The following is a 16,797-nucleotide window of genomic DNA, read 5'->3' as shown; positions in this document are numbered from 1 at the left end:
GGAGGGCGCCATGAAGGTTTATCGACACACTACGATTCTGGCGGCCCTCCTCCTCATTTGCGCAACCACGGTTGCCGCGCCCGACGCCAAGCGTCAGGCACAACTCGAACACCTGCTGGCCCAGGACTGCGGCGCCTGCCACGGACTGCACATGACCGGCGGGCTGGGTCCCGACCTGACCCGCGCAACGCTGGCGGGCAAGTCCAGGGACAGCCTGATAGCCACCGTCAGCCAAGGCCGGCCCGGCACGGCGATGCCCGGTTGGGCCCCGCTGCTCAGCCCGGATGATATCCGTTGGCTGGTCGATCTTCTTCTCCAGGGATATCCCGCACCATGATCCGATCAATCCTGCTTTTAGCGGCGACCGGGCTGTTGTTGTCCGCGTGTGTTCAGCCACCGTTGCGTGGTACCGGCGATCTGGGGGTGGTGGTGGAGCGCGCCACCGGTAGCGTGCAAATCATCGAAAGCGACACCCGCACGGCACTGGTCCGACTCAAGGGTTTGGGCGATCTGTCCCATGCCTCGGTGGTGTTTTCCCGCGACCAGCGTTATGCCTATGTGTTCGGCCGCGACGGTGGGCTGAGCAAGATCGACCTGCTGACCCAACGCATCGATCAACGGCTGATACAGGGTGGCAACAGCATCGGCGGCGCGATCAGTCAGGACGGCAAACTCATCGCCGTGTCCAACTACGTGCCTGGCGGGGTCAAGGTATTCGATGCCGAAACCCTGCAATTGGTAGCCGATATTCCGGCCACGCCCCTGGCCGATGGCAGCAAGCGCTCACGGGTGGTCGGCCTGGTCGACGCGCCCGGTCAGCGTTTTGTGTTCAGCCTGTTCGATACCGGCGAGATCTGGATCACCGATTTCAGTCAGGGCAACACGCCGCAAATCAGCCGTTTCACCGACATCGGCCAGCAACCCTACGATGCGTTGGTGACCCCGGATGGTCGCTATTACATGGCGGGACTGTTCGGCGAAGACGGCATGGCGCAACTCGACCTCTGGCATCCGGAGCGCGGGGTGCAGCGAGTGCTCGGTGATTACGGACGCGGCCAGGCGAAATTGCCCGTCTACAAGATGCCGCATCTGGAGGGCTGGGCCGTCGCCGATCACCAGGCCTTCGTGCCCGCCGTCGGCCGGCATCAGGTGCTGGTGATGGATTCGCGCACGTGGAAGCAGACCGCTGCCATCCCGGTGGCTGGCCAACCGGTGTTCGTCACGTCGCGGCCGGACGGTCGGCAGCTGTGGGTCAATTTCGCCTACCCGGACAACGATCGGGTACAGGTCATCGACACTGAAACTCACGCCGTGGTCGCCGATCTGCGACCAGGGCCGGCGGTGCTGCACATGGAATTCACCGCTCGCGGCGATCAGTTGTGGCTGTCGTTACGCGATGGCGATCAGGTTCAGGTCTGGGACCCGTACAGTTTGAAGCAGCTGAGCACCCTTCCCGCCACCGCGCCGAGCGGCATCTTTTTCAGCAGTCGCGCGCAAAAAATGGGCTATTGAAATGAACCTCGACCTGCTCAGCCGCCAACTGATCGACCGCTTCCAGCACGGCATGCCGCTGTGTGCGGAGCCTTACAAGGAGATGGCGCGGATGCTCGGTTGTTGCGAGGCCCAGGTGATGGCTTGCCTGGAAGAAATGGATCAGGCCGGCACCCTCTCACGGATCGGCCCGGTGTTCGAACACAGTCGCGCCGGGGCCAGCACCCTCGCCGCCCTCGCCGTGCCCGCCGAACGCTTGCAACAGGTCGCCGAGCACGTCAGCCAGTATCCCGAGGTCAACCATAACTACGCGCGGGAACATTTCTACAACCTGTGGTTTGTGCTGACCGGTCCTGATCGCCAACACATCGAACGCGTTCTCGAACAACTTGAGAAAGACACCGGCCTCATGCCGCTGGATCTGCCGATGCTGACTGCTTACCGCATCGACCTCGGTTTTGCCCTGGGAGAAAGCTCATGAAGCCGGGGTTGAATCCCAAACAGGCACTGGCGCTGCGTCGGCATCTGGAAGGCGGATTGCCGGGGGTATCGCGCCCCTACCTGGCCCTCGCCGAACGGATAGACGCCGACGAAAACCAGGTACTCGCGCAAATGCACCAGTGGCACGAGCAAGGGCTGTTTCGCCGGGTCGGCCTGGTGCTCAACCATCGCGCGCTGGGTTTTACCGCCAACGCCATGCTGGTGCTGGATGTTCCGGACGCGCTGATCGACGAAGTCGGCCAACGCCTGGGCCGGGCGCACGGCATCACCCTCTGCTACCAACGGCCGCGGCGCCTGCCGCAGTGGCGCTACAACCTCTTTTGCATGGTTCATGGGCGCCAACGAGAGCTGGTCGAAGCGCAGGTCCAGGCGTTACTGGAAAAACACCTGCTGAGCGACCTGCCCCACCAACTGCTGTTCAGCACTCACGCGTTCAAACAGTGCGGCGGACGCTTTACACCCTCACCAACCGGAGCCCCCACCCATGGATGACCTCGACCGTCGGCTGATCAACCGCCTGCAACTGGGCCTGCCGCTGGTGCGCCACCCGTGGCAGGCACTGGCCGCCGAACTGGAGAGCAGCAGTACCGAACTGCTCGACCGCCTCCATGAATTGCTGGAAGACGGCATGCTCACGCGCTTCGGCCCGATGTTCGACATCGAACGCCTCGGCGGCGCCTTCACCCTTGCCGCATTGGCGGTGCCGGAGGAGCGTTTCGAAGACGTCGCCGAGCAACTGCATGCACTGCCTGAAGTGGCGCACAACTACCGACGCGAACACGCCTGGAACATGTGGTTTGTGCTCGGCTGCCCGACCGAACAAGGTATCGCCGAGACCCTGCAGCACATCGAAACCCTGACCGGCCTGCCGCTGCTCAACTTGCCCAAAGAGGAGACGTACCATGTCGGTCTGTACTTCCCGGTCTGAAGACACCCTCGCTCGGCGTCTGATCGAGCTGACCCAGGCCGGCCTGCCGTTGCTGGACGACCCGTGGGCCTGGCTCGCCGAACAGCTGGAGCTGAGCATCGAATCCACCCTGGACTTGCTCAAACGCTTGCAGGCCGAGGGCGCCATCCGGCGCATCGCCGCGGTCCCCAACCACTATCGCCTGGGTTATCGCTACAACGGCATGACCGTCTGGGATGTGCGCGACACGGACATGCCGCGCCTCGGCGCACTGATCGGTGCGCAGCCCTTCGTCAGTCATTGCTATCGACGCCCGCGACGAACCGCGTGGCGCTACAACCTGTTCGCCATGGTCCACGGCCGCAGCCGCGAGGAAATCGACAGCTACCGCGAGCACCTGCGCTACTTGCTGGGCGACGCCTGCGCCGCCGACGAGATGCTGGTGAGCAGCCGCATCCTGAAGAAAACCGGTTTGCGCGTAGTGCCGGCCAGTTCGACGCATACCGTGTAGCAGCTGGCGAAGCCTGCGTTCGGCTGCGCAGCAGTCGTTAAATCAGGCAGTGCGGTATGTCAGACACATCACGCACACAGGTTTTACGACTGCTGCGCAGCCGAACGCAGCCTCGCAAGCTCGGCAGCTGCTACGGGCATCAGGTTTGCGTTTACCACCCGCTTCGCGCAGAACACACCCCGACTCAAGGAGATTTGCATGTTGAGGATCAGCCAATACCTGCGTGCCCTGACCGGCCAGGCGCCTGCCCCCAGAACCAACCCACCGGGCAGCAACCGGCCGCCGGTGGTGATCTGGAATCTGCTCAGGCGCTGCAACCTGACCTGCAAACACTGCTACGCCACTTCTGCCGACAGCGTCTTTCGCGACGAACTGGATACGCCCGCCGCACTGACCGTGATCGACGACCTGCACGACGCCGGGGTGAAGGTGCTGATTCTTTCCGGCGGTGAACCGCTGTTGCGCGAGGATCTGTTTGTGCTCAGCGCCTACGCCCGCACCAAGGGTTTCTTTGTGGCGTTGTCCACCAACGGCACGCTGATCGATGAGCAGAACATCACGCAGATCCGCGCGGCGAATTTCGACTATGTCGGGATCAGCATCGATGGCCTGGAAGCCATCCATGATGCGTTCCGCCAACTCAAGGGCAGCTTCGCCAGTTCCATGCGGGCGATTCGGCTCTGTCGTGAACAAGGCATTCGCGTCGGCCTGCGCACTACGCTGACCCAGGAGAACCATCAACAATTGCCGCAATTACTGGCGCTGATGCGCGAGTACGACGTGCAGAAGTTTTATCTGTCGCACCTCAATTACAGCGGTCGCGGCAAACGCAGCCGCAAGCTCGACGCCCGGCAGCAGATGAGCCGCGAAGCGATGACGCTGATCTTCGAACGGGCCTGGGAAGACATCGAGCACGGTCGCGACAGCGATTTTGTCAGCGGTAACAACGACGCCGACGCGATTCTCTTGCTGCACTGGGTGGGCCTGCGTCTGCCCGAACATTACCCGCGCCTGGAACACATGCTCCAGGCCTGGGGCGGCAACGCGTCGGGCAGCGGCATCGCCAACATCGACAACACCGGCGAAGTGCACCCCGACACCTATTGGTGGCAGCACTCGGTGGGCAACGTCCGGCACACGCCGTTTCGCACGCTCTGGCTGGACCAGCCGGACGCGTTGTTGCAGCAGCTGCGCGCGCATCCTCGCGTCGTCGGTGGCCGTTGTGGCCAATGCCGCTGGTTGAACATCTGCAACGGCAATACCCGCACCCGCGCCTGGGCCGAAGGCGACCTCTGGGGCCAAGACCCCGGTTGCCATCTCAGCGATGAGGAAATCGGTATGCCGCCATTAATCACCATCCCTTGCGTCATGCACTGAAGCATCCGCCTGGCGAGCCATCTGGCAAAGGATGGGGCCGGCCAACCTGATGAAGAACCAAGGACGTCCCATGCACCCATCGATTGTTTTACCGGCCGCACTTGCGTCCCCGTTCAGACCGGGCGAAGTGGCCCTGGTCGGCGCCGGCCCCGGTGATCCACGCTTGCTGACCCTGCGTGCCTGGAGCCTGTTGATGCAGGCTGACGCCGTGGTTTACGACCGCCTGATCAGCCCCGAGCTGCTGACGTTGATCCCCCTCACCTGCGCCCGGCATTACGTTGGCAAGGCCAGCGGCTGCCACAGCCTGCCCCAGGAACAGATCAACGAACTGCTCGCCGACCTCGCCGATCAGGGGCAGCGCGTGGTCCGGCTCAAGGGAGGCGACCCGTTCATATTCGGCCGTGGCGCCGAGGAGCTGGAGTATCTGCTGCAACGCAATATTGACTGCCAGGTGGTCCCGGGCATTACCGCCGCTTCCGGCTGCAGTGCTTACGCCGGCATCCCGCTGACCCACCGGGATCTGGTCAACTCCTGTCGCTTCATCACCGGTCATTTGCAACGCGATGGTGAGTTGCAACTGCCCTGGAGCAGCCTCGCCGACAGCAGCCAGACCCTGGTGTTTTACATGGGGTTATCGAATCTCGGGATTATTGCCCAGCGCCTGATCGAAGCCGGAATGGCCGCCGATACACCGGCGGCGCTGATCAGCAATGGCACGCGTCCCGACCAGCACGTCGCCCGAGGCATGCTGCACCAGTTGCCAACCCTGGCGCTGGATTGCCCGCCGGGCATTCCGACGCTGACGGTGATCGGCAAAGTGGTCGATCTGTTCGCTACCCAACAGCAGGAATACCCGGCGCGCTTTTATTCCGTTCCCGTGTTGCAACGCCACGGTAAGGTGGCGATATGAGGCGCATGCTGCTTGCCCCATTGTTATGGATCGGTGCAGCCCATGCCGGTGCAGCGCTTCCATCCTCCGACGCGGCCGCCGACCTCTACCAACAACATTGCCAGCGCTGCCATGGCGCCAACCGCTTCGGCGGTACGGGGCCGGCCTTGCTGCCGGAGAGTCTGAGCCGGATCAAACCCGATGAAATCCGCAGCGTCATCCAGAATGGTCGCCCCGCGAGTCAGATGACCGGGTATGCCAACCTGTTCAGTCCAGCACAGATCGGCGCCCTGGTGGATTACCTTCAGCAACCCCCCGCCACCCCACCCACCTGGAGTAACGACGACATTAGCGGCAGTCATTCCATCCTCGCCGACATCAGTAAACTGCCCGACACGCCCCAGCATGGCGCCGATCCGCTGAACCTGTTTGTGGTGGTGGAAGCCGGCGACCATCACATCGATATCCTCGACGGCGATCGTTTCGCTGTGCTGGCGCGGTTTGCTTCGCACTTTGCGGTGCATGGCGGGCCGAAGTTCTCGCCGGATGGACGCTTCGTCTACGTCGCCTCACGGGATGGCTGGGTCAGCCTGTACGACCTGCACAACCTGAAGCTGATCGCCGAGGTCCGCGCCGGGCTCAATACCCGCAACCTGGCGGTGAGCAAGGATGGCCGCTGGGTGCTGGCGGGCAACTATCTGCCGGGCAATCTGGTGGTGCTCGATGCCCGCGATCTGTCACTGGTCAAAACCATCCCCGCAATCGGCCAGGACGGCACCGCGTCTCGGGTCAGCGCGGTCTACACCGCCCCGCCACGGGACAGTTTCATCGTGGCGCTCAAGGATGTGAAGGAAGTCTGGGAGTTGTCGAGTGCCGGCACACCGGACTTCGAACCACGACGGATCCAGGCCGAGGATGTGCTGGACGACTTTTCCTTTTCACCGGACTACAAGCAACTGCTGGCCACCTCGCGCAAGGCCAAGGGCGGCCAGGTGATCGACCTCGACAGTGGCAAGGTGGTCACCGACATACCGCTGCCGGGCATGCCGCATCTGGGGTCGGGAACCTACTGGAAACGTAACGGTGAGTGGGTGTTCGCCACGCCGAACATCAGCAAGGGACTGATCTCGGTCATCGATTTCAAGACCTGGAAACTGATCAAGGAAATTCCGACCCTGGGGCCGGGCTTCTTCATGCGCAGTCACGTCAACTCGCGGTATGCCTGGACCGACGTGTTCTTCGGGCCGGACAACGATGCGATCCACCTGATTGACAAACAGACTCTGGAAATCGCCCACACCTTGCGCCCGATGCCCGGCAAGACGGCTGCCCATGTCGAGTTCACTCGCGATGGCCGCTACCTGCTTTTGAGTATTTGGGCCAACGATGGCGCGTTGATTGTGTACGACAGCAATACCCTTAAGGAGATCAAACGCCTGCCGATGAACAAGCCGTCGGGTAAGTACAACGTGGGGAACAAGATTGAGTTTGTGGAGGGGACTTCGCATTAGGGTTATGGGCTTGGGGCTTGGGTGTATATCCATTTCTGCGGTAATGGCTGCTATTGGTTTCGCTTTTACAGCGAGTCACTTTCGAAAAGCGCGAAAGTAACCAAAGCGCTTTTGCCCCTTTCGTTCGGTGCCTCGCCCAGGCTCGGCATGCCCTCGCTCCGGTCCTGCTCCGTGGGCCCGCCGCGATCGGCCATCCATGGCCGTGCGCGGCTAACCCGGCATCCATGCCGGGTTGCCCACTACGCAGAACCTCCGCTCGGCCTCTCGAGGGGGCGACTACCGCAACAGCAAAAGCGAGGCGGCCTCTGGGCCGACCTAGGCATCAAGCGGGCGCGCTTCGCTGACTTGATCGTTCACATCCTCTGGAAGCAACCCTGATTAATTGTGGGAGCGGGCTTGCTCGCGAAAGCGGACTTACATTCAACATTTATGTCGACTGACACGGCCTCTTCGCGAGCAAGCCCGCTCCCACAGTTGAAATGTTGTCAGGCATGACATTCGGGTACACCGCCGCTGACCAGACTTGACCGAACCAACATCAGGTCGGCTATCAGGCCGCCTCGCTTCTGGCTTTTGATTTTGATCTGCCCCGTCGGAAGGCCGAGCGCAGGTTCTGCGCAGTGGGCACCGCGGCAAGGATGCCGCGGTGGCCGCCCCCGGCCATGGATGGCCGATGGCGGCGGGCCCACGGAGCAGGACCGGAGTGAGGGTATGGCGAGCCACCGTACGTCAGGGGCGAAAGCGTTTGGTTACTTTGCGCTTTTCAAAGTAACCCGCTGTAAGAGCGGAACCCCAAGTAGCCGTGACCGCAGAAACGGATATGTACTCGGTCAACAAACCACAGACCGCCTTCCCACCCCGTTCACCCATCAGCCCAACGTATAACCGTTATCGACCTTCCAATCCTGCCCATAGACACCCCGGGCGCCTTGGGACAGTTGAAAAATAATCACATTAGCCACCGCCGACGCATCAAGGAAATGACCGGGCAGCAGACGTTTACCCAACGTGTCAGCGACGTCATCGAGCTCACCATCGCTCAACCCCAGGTTGTCCCACATCGACGTCGCGGTCGGCCCCGGCGAGACCAGATTGATGCGCACGTCATAACGCGCAAACTCCACCGCCAATGTGCGTGCCTGAGCCGCCAGCGCGGCCTTGCTGGCGATGCAGGCGGCCAGACCGGGAAAGCTCGAACCGGTCAGGAAACTACCGACAAACACCACCGAAGCCGGGCTCGCCAACTCACCGCGCAACGCCGCCAGGGTGTTCAACGCCCCGGCACCGTTGACCGCCCATTGGCGCTGGAAGGCCGGCATGTCCAGGCTGTCGGCCATTTCGGCAATGCCCGCGTTGGGCACCAGATAATCCACCCGCCCCAGTGCCGCCGCCCGCCGGGCCAGCCCTTGCAAGTCTTCCTCGCACGTGACGTCCCCGGCACACCATTGCAGCCGTTCACCGTAGATCTGCTGCAAGGCTGGCAATTCACCGACGGTGCGTGACATCGCCAGCACCTTGACCCCACGCGGCAACAGCGCGGCGCACAACGCCAGGCCAATCCCGGAACTGGCACCGGTGATCACCGCCAGACGATCCTGAAACTCGGTTTGCATCATGTTCTCCTGGGCATCGTTAATGCCAAGCACTGGGGACGTTGTGAGCCCCTATCTTTGAACAGACGCAGAAATACTGACTTGACGGCGATCACTTTTCTCGATGGCGCGCCGATCAATGAGTCGAGTGCGACATCGCTGGCTGCTGCTGAAGCACTGCCTGATCGATTTCGCTGAATCGCAGCACACGACCGCCCTGGTCGGCGGCCAGTTTTTCCGCAGCCTGTTGGCTGGAGAAGGACGCCAACACCACACCCATTGCCCCCTTGAGCTGGGTGCCGACCACGTAAAACGCATCCTTGGCATCGATCAGATGGGCATCATTGGGTGCGTTCCACGGGCTGCGGCCCATGTCGTGGACATACAACCGGGCCTCGCCATGATGATTTTCCGGTTGCAGCCACCAACCGATCATCTCCGCCGTGGAGCAGAATTTCTTGATGCCGCTGCGCTCGACCACTTCGCCCTTGGGCCCGGGGAAGCCGTCGATGATCATGCCGCAAACATGGCATTCATCACTGGGATGAAAGGCCGTGGCGGCGTCGCTGTAGGTGGCTTGCACGGGTTTGTCACAGGCCGCCAGCAGCAGACAGACCATCAGGCCCGCCGCGACGCGTACCGTCGTCGAATACAGATTACTCATCGTCAGATGCTCCAAAAACCAAGGTGTGAATTCATGTCGCCCGTCGACGGAACAGCAACCAGGCCAAGCCCAAAGGCACCGCCACCCACAGCAACAGGCACAACCAGAGCATCGAGCCCGGTACAGGCAAATCGCTGCCCAGGGTCAGTACACCAGCACTGCCGGCGCCGGGCTCGAAACCGGAGAGATTGATCAAGCGATAGACGTCGGTGGGATTGAGCAGCAGTAACCAGGGCAGCACCTTCGGGTTGAACTGCCCTTCGCTGAGCACCAGCAGCGCCAACAGCGCCAGGTCGAACACCAGCACGAAGAAGAACCACGCCCCCAGCGCCAACCCGGCGGCCGTGGATTTCTCGGCAGACACACTGCTCAGCACATAGGCCAGCCCTAGAAAGCCCCAACCCAGTAACGTCGACGACAGCATGAATCGTCCAAACGCCCAGAGCAGCAGGTTCAGTTCGACGTCCTCCACCAGCACCGCAATCGCGAGCATCGCGCAGCCGAAACCGATGAAGGTCGCCAGCGCCAGGATCAATCCGTGGCCGACGAATTTGCCGAGCAGAATGTGCCCGCGCCCCAGCGGATAGGTCAGCAACAGCAGCAACGTGCCGCTTTCGTCTTCGCCGACAATGGCGTCATAGGCCAGCAGCAAGGCAATCAGCGGCATCAGGAACGTCGCCAGGCTGGCCAGGCTGGCGATGGTGGCGGGCACCGAGGTGAAGCCCAATTGCCCGGAAGCCGCCGCCCCCAACCAGGCGATGCCCGTCGCCAACACCGCGAACAACAGGCTGATCGCCAACAACCAGCGGTTGCGCAAACCGTCATTGAATTCCTTGCGGGCCATGTTCCAGATCGGGTTCATACGGTCTCTCCACTGGGGGTCGCACCGGCCCGGCCCATGTAATAGCGGTAGATGTCCTCCAGGGACGGTGGGTCGATTTCCACGTCGGCCGGCTCGTGTTCATTGAGCAGTTGGCGCAACAGGTCCAGTTTGTTGCCATTGAGCGCAGCCACTTCAAGACCCTCCACGCCCCAGCGCTGAGTGACATGCCCGGCGTTGTTCCAGGATCGCTGCAACGGCCCGGCGTGCTTGAGCCCGTGGGCGCGAATCAGCGTCGGCAACCCGGCTTCCTCGCGCAGGCTGCGCAGACTGCCGAGGGCCAGCAGGCGCCCCTGGGTCAGAATCGCGGCACGGTTGATATGCGCCTCGACCCCCGGCAATACGTGGGAACAAAGAATGATGCTGGTGCCCTGGCTGCGCAGCCGGTCGAGTAACCGATAGAGGTCTTGAGTGGCGATCGGATCGAGGCCGACGGTCGGTTCGTCGAGCAGCAATAAACGCGGCTCGCCGAGCAAGGCTTGCGCCAGTCCCAGGCGTTGGCGCATGCCTTTGGAATAGGTCTTGACCCGTCGATGCGCCGCGCCCGCCAGGCCGACCTCCTCCAGCAGCACGTCCACCTGCGCGGGCGCTGCGCCTTTGAGTCGGGCGAAATGCCGCAAGGTCTCCAGGCCGCTCATCTGCGGATAGAAGGTCACGTTCTCCGGCAAATAGCCCAGCAAACGCCGAACCTGCGGATCACTGGGCGTGCGGCCGAACACCCTGACCTGCCCTTCACTGGCCTGAAGCAGACCGAGCACCAGTTTCATGCTGGTGGTCTTGCCCGCGCCGTTGTGCCCGAACAAGCCCAGCACTTCGCCTTCGCCCAGGCTCAGGTTCAATTGATGCAACACGGTGGTGTACCCATAGCGCTGGCTGACGCCTTCCATGTCGATGACGTTCATGCGGTGGGCTCCTGGGTCAGGGGTTGGGTGGTGGGATTCATCAGCGGATGGCTGTCCAGGACGCCCGGCGACTTCATCACCGGAAAGGCCCGTTGCACCCAGCGCAGCAATTCGATCCCGGGGCTGTTCATCAACAGCCGCACCTGCGGGTACAGCCACAGCAAGCGGTCGACGTTGTCGTTGGGTTCGTAGGCGATATCGCCCAGGCCATCGTTGTTGCGATCCCAGCCCAGGTAATCGCTCCAATAATTGCCCCGGCCATCCACCGACCATTCCTGCAAGCGGGTGGCGACGTATTTGACCTGCCGTTGGTTGCCGACAAAGGCGTTGTCGGCGATGCGGTTGTCTTCGGAACCGGCGGTGAGGTGAATGCCCACGGCGCTGTGCTCGAAGTGGTTGTGTTCGATGCTGTTGAACAGCGAGTTGTAGATGAACAACGCCTTGCCCTCGGCGCCGCTGATCATGCTGTCGCCGGTCGAGCCGTCGTGCACGTCCGTGACGAAGTTGTCGCGCAAGGTTGAATAGGTGATGTAGTTCATCAGGATGCCGTAGTTCTGATCCTGTTCCGAGCGGTTGCCGATCACCATGAGCTTGCGGCTTTGCATCAAGGCGTAGCCGGTGCGGGTGCGGCGGGTGGTATTGCCGATCAGCCGGTTGTCGTTGGCGAACATGTAATGCACGCCGTAACGCAGGTCTTCCAGGGTATTGCCCTGCAGCAGGTTGCCGTTGGAGGTATCGATGTAGATGCCATCGCGGGTATCGCGCACCTGGTTGCCGATGACCCGGGCACCATGCACCGCGTACAGATGAATACCGTTGCCGCGATCCTGGGAGCGCAACGCCGGATCCCCCTGGATACGGTTGTCGATCAGGCTCGCATCCTGAGTCCCGTCAACCCAGATACCGAAACCCTGGCCCTGCAGGCGATTGCCTTTGATCACCGCGCCACGGGCCATGGGCTGGAGGAACACCGCCGCATTCATGGCCGTGAGGTCGTGCCCCCAGTCCAGAAAGGTACAGCCTTCGATGCCAACATCCGGCGCGCTGACGATCACGCCGTTGCCCTGCCCTTGCGCCTGAAACACCGCGCCGGGCTCGCAGAGAATCTGCATCGGTTGATCGACGCTGAACGAGCCAACGTACTCGCCCGCCGGCAAGTGCCAGCGTTGTTCCGCGTCAACCCGCAACGGCAATGTGGTGATGGGTTGCACCGCCGCCAGTGCGCCGCCTGACATCAACAGGAGCACAAGGGCAATGGCCTTCACCGGGTTTTCCTTGATATCGGTCATCGGCCCGCTCCCGTCGATTGGCAACTGTCAGGCCTTCTCGACCTTCATGCGACCGACCATTTCCATGTGCAGTGCATGGCAGAACCAGCTGCAGTAATACCAATGCAGGCCAGCCTTGTCGGCGATGAAGGTGATCGATGAGGTCTGCTGCGGACTGATCTCCATGCTCACGCCATGGTTGGTCATCACGAAGCCGTGGGTCACGTCTTCAATCTGGTCGATGTTGGTAATGGTCACCGTGACCTCGTTGCCCTGTTTGACGGTGAACTCCGGCAGCCCGTAGGCCGGGGCCATCGAGGTCATGTAGACGCGGACTTTGTTACCGTCACGGATGACCTTGTTGTCGGTCTCCAGCTTGATCCCGTCCTTCGCGGCGATGACCACGGTTTCGGCAAAAAACGGGTCGTTGCGGTCCCAGATCTTCTTGGTCTTGATCTGGTCGCGGCGGGCCATGACGCAGTCGTGGGGTTCGGCAAAGGCCGGGCCGTCGTGCACCAGTTTCATTTCCTCGCCGGAGATATCGATCAACTGATCGTTTTCCGGGTGCAACGGGCCGGTCGGCAGGAAGCGGTCCTTGGAAAACTTGCTGAGCACCATCAGCCATTGGCCGTCGGCCTCACTTGTTTCGGTCAGCGAGGCGTGGTTGTGGCCCGGCTGATACTGCACATCGAGTTTCTGCTTGATGTAGTTGACCTTCTCGCCGGTGTAGGCGCGAATGGCTTCTTCCACGTTCCACTTCACCACCTGACTGTCGATAAACAGCGTGGTGTAGGCATTGCCGCGGCCGTCGAAAGTGGTGTGCAGCGGGCCCAGACCGAGCTCGGGCTCACCGACCACAACGTCACGCGGGTCCTTGAATTTGTCGTCGAACAGATCGTCAAGCTTGGCGATGGCAATGATGGTGCAGGTCGGCGAAAGCTTGCCGTTGGCAATGAAGTACTTGCCATCGGGCGAGGTATTGAGGCCGTGGGGGTTCTTCGGCGTCGGGATGTATCGGGTGAACGCGCTGTCCTTGCCTTCGGTTTTACGACCGTCGACCACCGGCACTTTCGAGCCGTCGAGGGTGATGAACTTGCCGGCCTTGATCGCCGCTTCGATGCGCGGGATGTTGAACACCACCACCCAGTCGCGCTCATTGCGCATCATGCCGCCCAGGTCGTAGGCCTTCTCCGAGTTGTAGCAGGTCGACGCCGCGTATTTACCGGTGTAGTCGGCGTCGGTGTTGTCCAGGTTGCCGTCGACGATGACCTGGAACGCCATCTCCATTTTCTCGGCATCGATGGCGTTGAACATGGTGTAGCTGTTCTTGTCTTGCAGGTCGAAGGTGCTGCCGTCATTGGGGTGCGGAATCACGAATTCGGCATTGGCGAATACGTACTTGGTGTGCGGCACTTTCTGCAGGCGCAACCCGTGAACAGCCTGAACATTGGGCACGGTGAGCATCTTGTCGCACTTCATGATGTCCAGGCGGATACGCGCAACGCGGCTGTTGGCCTTGTCGTTGATGAACAGGTATTTGCCGTCGTACTTGCCGTCGGTCATCGACAAATGCGGATGGTGGCAGTCGCCATTCTGGAAATGCGCGCTATCGCCCATGATCCGTTTGCTTTCGTTGGTCAGGCCCCAACCGGTGGCGGAATCGACGTTGAACACCGGAACACGCAACAACTCGCGCATCGACGGAATGCCCATGATCCGCACTTCACCCTGATGGCCGCCGCTCCAGAAACCGTAGTACTGGTCCAGTTCGCCCGGGCCGACGTGGGTTTTCAGTTGTGCGTCCTTGGCCGCTGCCGCCCATGTCTCACGGGTGAACACTGCGCCACCGATGGCCGTGGCGCCGGCCAGTACCGCACCGGTCACTGCGCTGGTGCCCAGGAAACCGCGACGACTGAGGCCGGTCGGTTCCGGCACTTCAGTGGTTTTTTTGGATTCTGTGTCGTTCATCAGGTGTTTTCCTTGAAGGGATAAAAACGGTCACTGCGCACAGGTGCTCGCGGGGTTCATTCCAGAGCGGTCACTTCCACGACAGGTATCAGTTGCACAGCAGCGGGTGCCGCTTTGCCGCGCTTCTTGCGCTTGTTGATCAGCGGCGGGCATTTGTTTTCGTTGTGATAGGTCATCTGGCAATCGAGGCAGTAGTGGCACTCGTTGGCGTTGATTCGGCCATCGGGATGAATCGCCTGGATCTCGCATTCCTTGGCGCACAGTTGGCAAGGCGTGCCGCACTCCTTGCGGCGTTTGAGCCAGTCGAACAGGCGAAATTTGCTTGGGATCGCTAGCGCCGCGCCCAAGGGGCAGATGTAGCGGCAATAGACTTTGCGCGTGAAAAGGTTGATGACCAGCAGCGCCACCGCGTAGAGCACGAACCACCACTGACGGTCGAACTTGAGGGTGATGGCGGTTTTGAAGGGTTCCACCTCGGCGAACAGCTCGGCGGTGGACATCGATTCCAGGGAGATGCCGAAAAGCAGCAGCAAGATGATGTATTTGATCGCCCACAGCCGCTCATGCACCGCAAAGGGCAGTTCGTACTGGGGGATTTTCAACTTGCGCGCGGCTTCGTTGATCAGCTCTTGCAAGGCGCCAAACGGACACAGCCAGCCGCAGAACACACCACGGCCCCACAGCAGGATGCTCGCGGCGGCGAAGACCCAGAGCATGAAGATCAGCGGATCGGTGAGAAACAGCTCCCAGCGAAAGTGCTCGAACAGCGCATGCACAAAGGTCAGGACATTGACCACCGACAACTGCCCCAAGGCATACCAGCCCAGAAAGACCACGGTAAAGAGCAAATAACCACGACGCAGCCAGTGCAGAAAGCGTGGCCGGCGAGTGAGCTTGTCTTGCAGGAACAGGATGGCCGTGAGCAGCAACAACGCGCTCGCGAGGACGGCGATCTGGAAGTGTTTCTGGTACCAGATGTTCAACCACATCGGCCGGCTGGCTTCCTCGATGGCCGCCCGTTCTACGACACTGGGCGCAGGTCGCTCAAGGTAGGGTTCGGGCAGTTGATAAGGCAGTTCGAAGCTGCTGAAGGTGCCGCTGACCGGTCCCGTCTGACGCCGCACCAGGAGCTCCAGGGACCAGGGCGACCCCGGGTCGAACCCCGCCGGTTTGCGCACAATGAACACCGACATTTCAGTGAACTCGGGCATGCCCTTGGCAAACACGTCGGAGAGCCGCTGATGGTCCATGTCGCGAAAGCTGATGACGTTGCCGAACTGGCGCAATTGCACCCGATCGAAAATCCCGCCGCGCACATACCCCGAGCCTTTATAGGAAAACAGCCCACGCCCCAGCACCACGATGGCCTGTTCGCCGGGTTTGAGTTCCTGCATGAGGAAGCGATATTGATTGTCGCCCAGCAGCGCGCGGCCAATGGTCGGAGGGTTCAAGTCGGCGGTGTACAGCTCGATAAAGGTGTCATCGACTTGATCCGGGCCGGCGTTGTCGACGCCTTCGGCTTCGGTGCCCTTGAAGGCAGCATCGACCTGCCCACGGGTCAGGTTCAACCGGCGAATGGCGCCGTTACCGGTCAGTTGCTCCCAGGTGGCAGGCTCGTAAAAATCCTGGCGCACGGTGGCGGGCCTGTTCACCACCCCGCCCCTGTCCTCGATCAGCTTCAACGATACGGCCACCTCATGGGCGGCACGCATGATGACCTCATTGACCACCATGGCGGTGACGGTTGCGCCGGCGATGGCATCCACGGTGACCGCGCTCGGGTCGCTGGAATGGCCGACGACCACCCGCTGGCTGACCTTGATCCCTTTGTATCGGGCGCTGAAGCCGTGAAGTTTTTCTTCGGGGATGCCGATCAGCAGAATCGGTTCGTGGTGCTCCAGTACATAGGCGTCTTGAATCACGCCGGCGGTGTCGAGGATCACCTGAGTATTGATGGGTTTGCCCGAGTAGGCCGGAATGTCCACCACATCCAGGCTCTGGAACACGTACCCGATGACCTTGCCGGCCGCGGACAGCGTGCGCACCTTGAACGTGCCTTCGGCTGCGGACACCGAATCGGTTTGAGGGAAAACCTTCTCGATGCGCTGCTGCTCGATGTCGCCGTATGACTTGGCCTGCACCGTCGCGAACGCGGCGATCATCAGCAAGACCATCACCGCCAGCCCGACGCTCCAGATGCGCGGATTGCCAGGTGTCGAAGGCTGATGGCTTGTCATGAGCACGCTGATTTCAAAGGGGCTTGCGGCCATGTTAGGGAGCGCTGTGTGCCCCGCCCTTGATTGAAATCAACTCGATAAAATTCCTCGCGCCAGAGC

Annotated in this window: 16 protein-coding genes; 9 read left to right on the top strand and 7 right to left on the bottom strand. The window is 61.6% G+C overall.

Annotated features, from left to right (window positions below; genetic code table 11):
- Nucleotides 1-10 precede the first annotated feature (10 nt).
- The 9 genes from KW837_RS04555 to KW837_RS04515 all read left to right on the top strand — a co-directional run bounded on the left by KW837_RS04555 (nt 11) and on the right by KW837_RS04515 (nt 7,187).
- Complete coding sequence (locus KW837_RS04555) at nt 11-337, top strand: cytochrome c (RefSeq protein ID WP_218394668.1); 327 nt, start codon at nt 11-13, stop codon at nt 335-337.
- Nucleotides 334-1,512, top strand: coding sequence for a cytochrome D1 domain-containing protein (locus KW837_RS04550; protein ID WP_218394667.1), 1,179 nt, complete (start codon nt 334-336; stop codon nt 1,510-1,512). The genes KW837_RS04555 and KW837_RS04550 overlap by 4 nt, the downstream gene beginning before the upstream one ends.
- Nucleotide 1,513: 1 nt before the next feature.
- Nucleotides 1,514-1,972, top strand: a complete 459-nt coding sequence (locus KW837_RS04545; RefSeq protein WP_218394666.1) for an Lrp/AsnC family transcriptional regulator — start codon at nt 1,514-1,516, stop codon at nt 1,970-1,972.
- Nucleotides 1,969-2,484 (top strand): Lrp/AsnC family transcriptional regulator, encoded by a 516-nt coding sequence (locus KW837_RS04540; protein ID WP_218394665.1) that lies wholly within the window; start codon nt 1,969-1,971, stop codon nt 2,482-2,484. The genes KW837_RS04545 and KW837_RS04540 overlap by 4 nt, the downstream gene beginning before the upstream one ends.
- The gene (locus KW837_RS04535) at nt 2,477-2,920 is read left to right on the top strand and encodes an Lrp/AsnC family transcriptional regulator (RefSeq protein ID WP_123494260.1); all 444 of its coding nucleotides are present in this window, start codon (nt 2,477-2,479) and stop codon (nt 2,918-2,920) included. The genes KW837_RS04540 and KW837_RS04535 overlap by 8 nt, the downstream gene beginning before the upstream one ends.
- A complete protein-coding gene (locus KW837_RS04530) occupies nt 2,895-3,410 on the top strand; it encodes an Lrp/AsnC family transcriptional regulator (RefSeq protein ID WP_218394664.1) in 516 nt (171 codons plus the stop codon). The genes KW837_RS04535 and KW837_RS04530 overlap by 26 nt, the downstream gene beginning before the upstream one ends.
- Before the next feature lie 198 nt (nt 3,411-3,608).
- The gene (gene nirJ / locus KW837_RS04525; RefSeq protein ID WP_218394663.1) at nt 3,609-4,787 is read left to right on the top strand and encodes a heme d1 biosynthesis radical SAM protein NirJ; all 1,179 of its coding nucleotides are present in this window, start codon (nt 3,609-3,611) and stop codon (nt 4,785-4,787) included.
- Nucleotides 4,788-4,857: 70 nt separating this feature from the next.
- The gene (gene cobA / locus KW837_RS04520; protein ID WP_218394662.1) at nt 4,858-5,697 is read left to right on the top strand and encodes a uroporphyrinogen-III C-methyltransferase; all 840 of its coding nucleotides are present in this window, start codon (nt 4,858-4,860) and stop codon (nt 5,695-5,697) included.
- Complete coding sequence (locus KW837_RS04515; RefSeq protein ID WP_218394661.1) at nt 5,694-7,187, top strand: cytochrome D1 domain-containing protein; 1,494 nt, start codon at nt 5,694-5,696, stop codon at nt 7,185-7,187. Before cobA ends, KW837_RS04515 begins: the two co-directional genes overlap by 4 nt.
- A gap of 869 nt (nt 7,188-8,056) precedes the next feature.
- Here the strand turns inward: KW837_RS04515 and KW837_RS04510 are convergent.
- The 7 genes from KW837_RS04510 to nosR all read right to left on the bottom strand — a co-directional run bounded on the left by KW837_RS04510 (nt 8,057) and on the right by nosR (nt 16,698).
- Complete coding sequence (locus tag KW837_RS04510) at nt 8,057-8,800, bottom strand: SDR family NAD(P)-dependent oxidoreductase (RefSeq protein ID WP_218394660.1); 744 nt, start codon at nt 8,798-8,800, stop codon at nt 8,057-8,059.
- A gap of 115 nt (nt 8,801-8,915) precedes the next feature.
- Entirely contained in the window at nt 8,916-9,443 is a 528-nt protein-coding gene (locus tag KW837_RS04505) for a nitrous oxide reductase accessory protein NosL (protein WP_218394659.1), read from the bottom strand.
- A gap of 31 nt (nt 9,444-9,474) precedes the next feature.
- On the bottom strand, nt 9,475-10,305 hold the full coding sequence (locus KW837_RS04500) for an ABC transporter permease (protein WP_218394658.1): 831 nt from the start codon (nt 10,303-10,305) through the stop codon (nt 9,475-9,477).
- On the bottom strand, nt 10,302-11,225 hold the full coding sequence (locus tag KW837_RS04495; RefSeq protein ID WP_218394657.1) for an ABC transporter ATP-binding protein: 924 nt from the start codon (nt 11,223-11,225) through the stop codon (nt 10,302-10,304). Before KW837_RS04495 ends, KW837_RS04500 begins: the two co-directional genes overlap by 4 nt.
- Nucleotides 11,222-12,514, bottom strand: a complete 1,293-nt coding sequence (locus KW837_RS04490) for a nitrous oxide reductase family maturation protein NosD (protein ID WP_218394656.1) — start codon at nt 12,512-12,514, stop codon at nt 11,222-11,224. Before KW837_RS04490 ends, KW837_RS04495 begins: the two co-directional genes overlap by 4 nt.
- Before the next feature lie 27 nt (nt 12,515-12,541).
- The gene (gene nosZ / locus KW837_RS04485) at nt 12,542-14,464 is read right to left on the bottom strand and encodes a TAT-dependent nitrous-oxide reductase (RefSeq protein WP_371317118.1); all 1,923 of its coding nucleotides are present in this window, start codon (nt 14,462-14,464) and stop codon (nt 12,542-12,544) included.
- A 53-nt stretch (nt 14,465-14,517) separates the two neighbouring features.
- Nucleotides 14,518-16,698, bottom strand: a complete 2,181-nt coding sequence (gene nosR / locus KW837_RS04480; protein ID WP_218394654.1) for a transcriptional regulator NosR — start codon at nt 16,696-16,698, stop codon at nt 14,518-14,520.
- Nucleotides 16,699-16,797: the final 99 nt, after the last annotated feature.

The organism is Pseudomonas sp. PDM24 (assembly GCF_019218905.1).
Taxonomy (GTDB): domain Bacteria; phylum Pseudomonadota; class Gammaproteobacteria; order Pseudomonadales; family Pseudomonadaceae; genus Aquipseudomonas.
The sequence above is the reverse complement of the archived record's forward strand: the minus strand, read 5'-3'. Positions and strand labels throughout refer to the sequence as shown.

What these genes read in the sequence shown, in the direction of transcription:
- KW837_RS04555 (WP_218394668.1), top strand. Translation starts at nt 11, where the DNA reads ATGAAGGTTTATCGACACACTACGATTCTGGCGGCCCTCCTCCTCATT.
- KW837_RS04550 (WP_218394667.1), top strand. Translation starts at nt 334, where the DNA reads ATGATCCGATCAATCCTGCTTTTAGCGGCGACCGGGCTGTTGTTGTCC.
- KW837_RS04545 (WP_218394666.1), top strand. Translation starts at nt 1,514, where the DNA reads ATGAACCTCGACCTGCTCAGCCGCCAACTGATCGACCGCTTCCAGCAC.
- KW837_RS04540 (WP_218394665.1), top strand. Translation starts at nt 1,969, where the DNA reads ATGAAGCCGGGGTTGAATCCCAAACAGGCACTGGCGCTGCGTCGGCAT.
- KW837_RS04535 (WP_123494260.1), top strand. Translation starts at nt 2,477, where the DNA reads ATGGATGACCTCGACCGTCGGCTGATCAACCGCCTGCAACTGGGCCTG.
- KW837_RS04530 (WP_218394664.1), top strand. Translation starts at nt 2,895, where the DNA reads ATGTCGGTCTGTACTTCCCGGTCTGAAGACACCCTCGCTCGGCGTCTG.
- nirJ (WP_218394663.1), top strand. Translation starts at nt 3,609, where the DNA reads ATGTTGAGGATCAGCCAATACCTGCGTGCCCTGACCGGCCAGGCGCCT.
- cobA (WP_218394662.1), top strand. Translation starts at nt 4,858, where the DNA reads ATGCACCCATCGATTGTTTTACCGGCCGCACTTGCGTCCCCGTTCAGA.
- KW837_RS04515 (WP_218394661.1), top strand. Translation starts at nt 5,694, where the DNA reads ATGAGGCGCATGCTGCTTGCCCCATTGTTATGGATCGGTGCAGCCCAT.
- KW837_RS04510 (WP_218394660.1), bottom strand. Translation starts at nt 8,800, where the DNA reads ATGCAAACCGAGTTTCAGGATCGTCTGGCGGTGATCACCGGTGCCAGT.
- KW837_RS04505 (WP_218394659.1), bottom strand. Translation starts at nt 9,443, where the DNA reads ATGAGTAATCTGTATTCGACGACGGTACGCGTCGCGGCGGGCCTGATG.
- KW837_RS04500 (WP_218394658.1), bottom strand. Translation starts at nt 10,305, where the DNA reads ATGAACCCGATCTGGAACATGGCCCGCAAGGAATTCAATGACGGTTTG.
- KW837_RS04495 (WP_218394657.1), bottom strand. Translation starts at nt 11,225, where the DNA reads ATGAACGTCATCGACATGGAAGGCGTCAGCCAGCGCTATGGGTACACC.
- KW837_RS04490 (WP_218394656.1), bottom strand. Translation starts at nt 12,514, where the DNA reads ATGACCGATATCAAGGAAAACCCGGTGAAGGCCATTGCCCTTGTGCTC.
- nosR (WP_218394654.1), bottom strand. Translation starts at nt 16,698, where the DNA reads ATGACAAGCCATCAGCCTTCGACACCTGGCAATCCGCGCATCTGGAGC.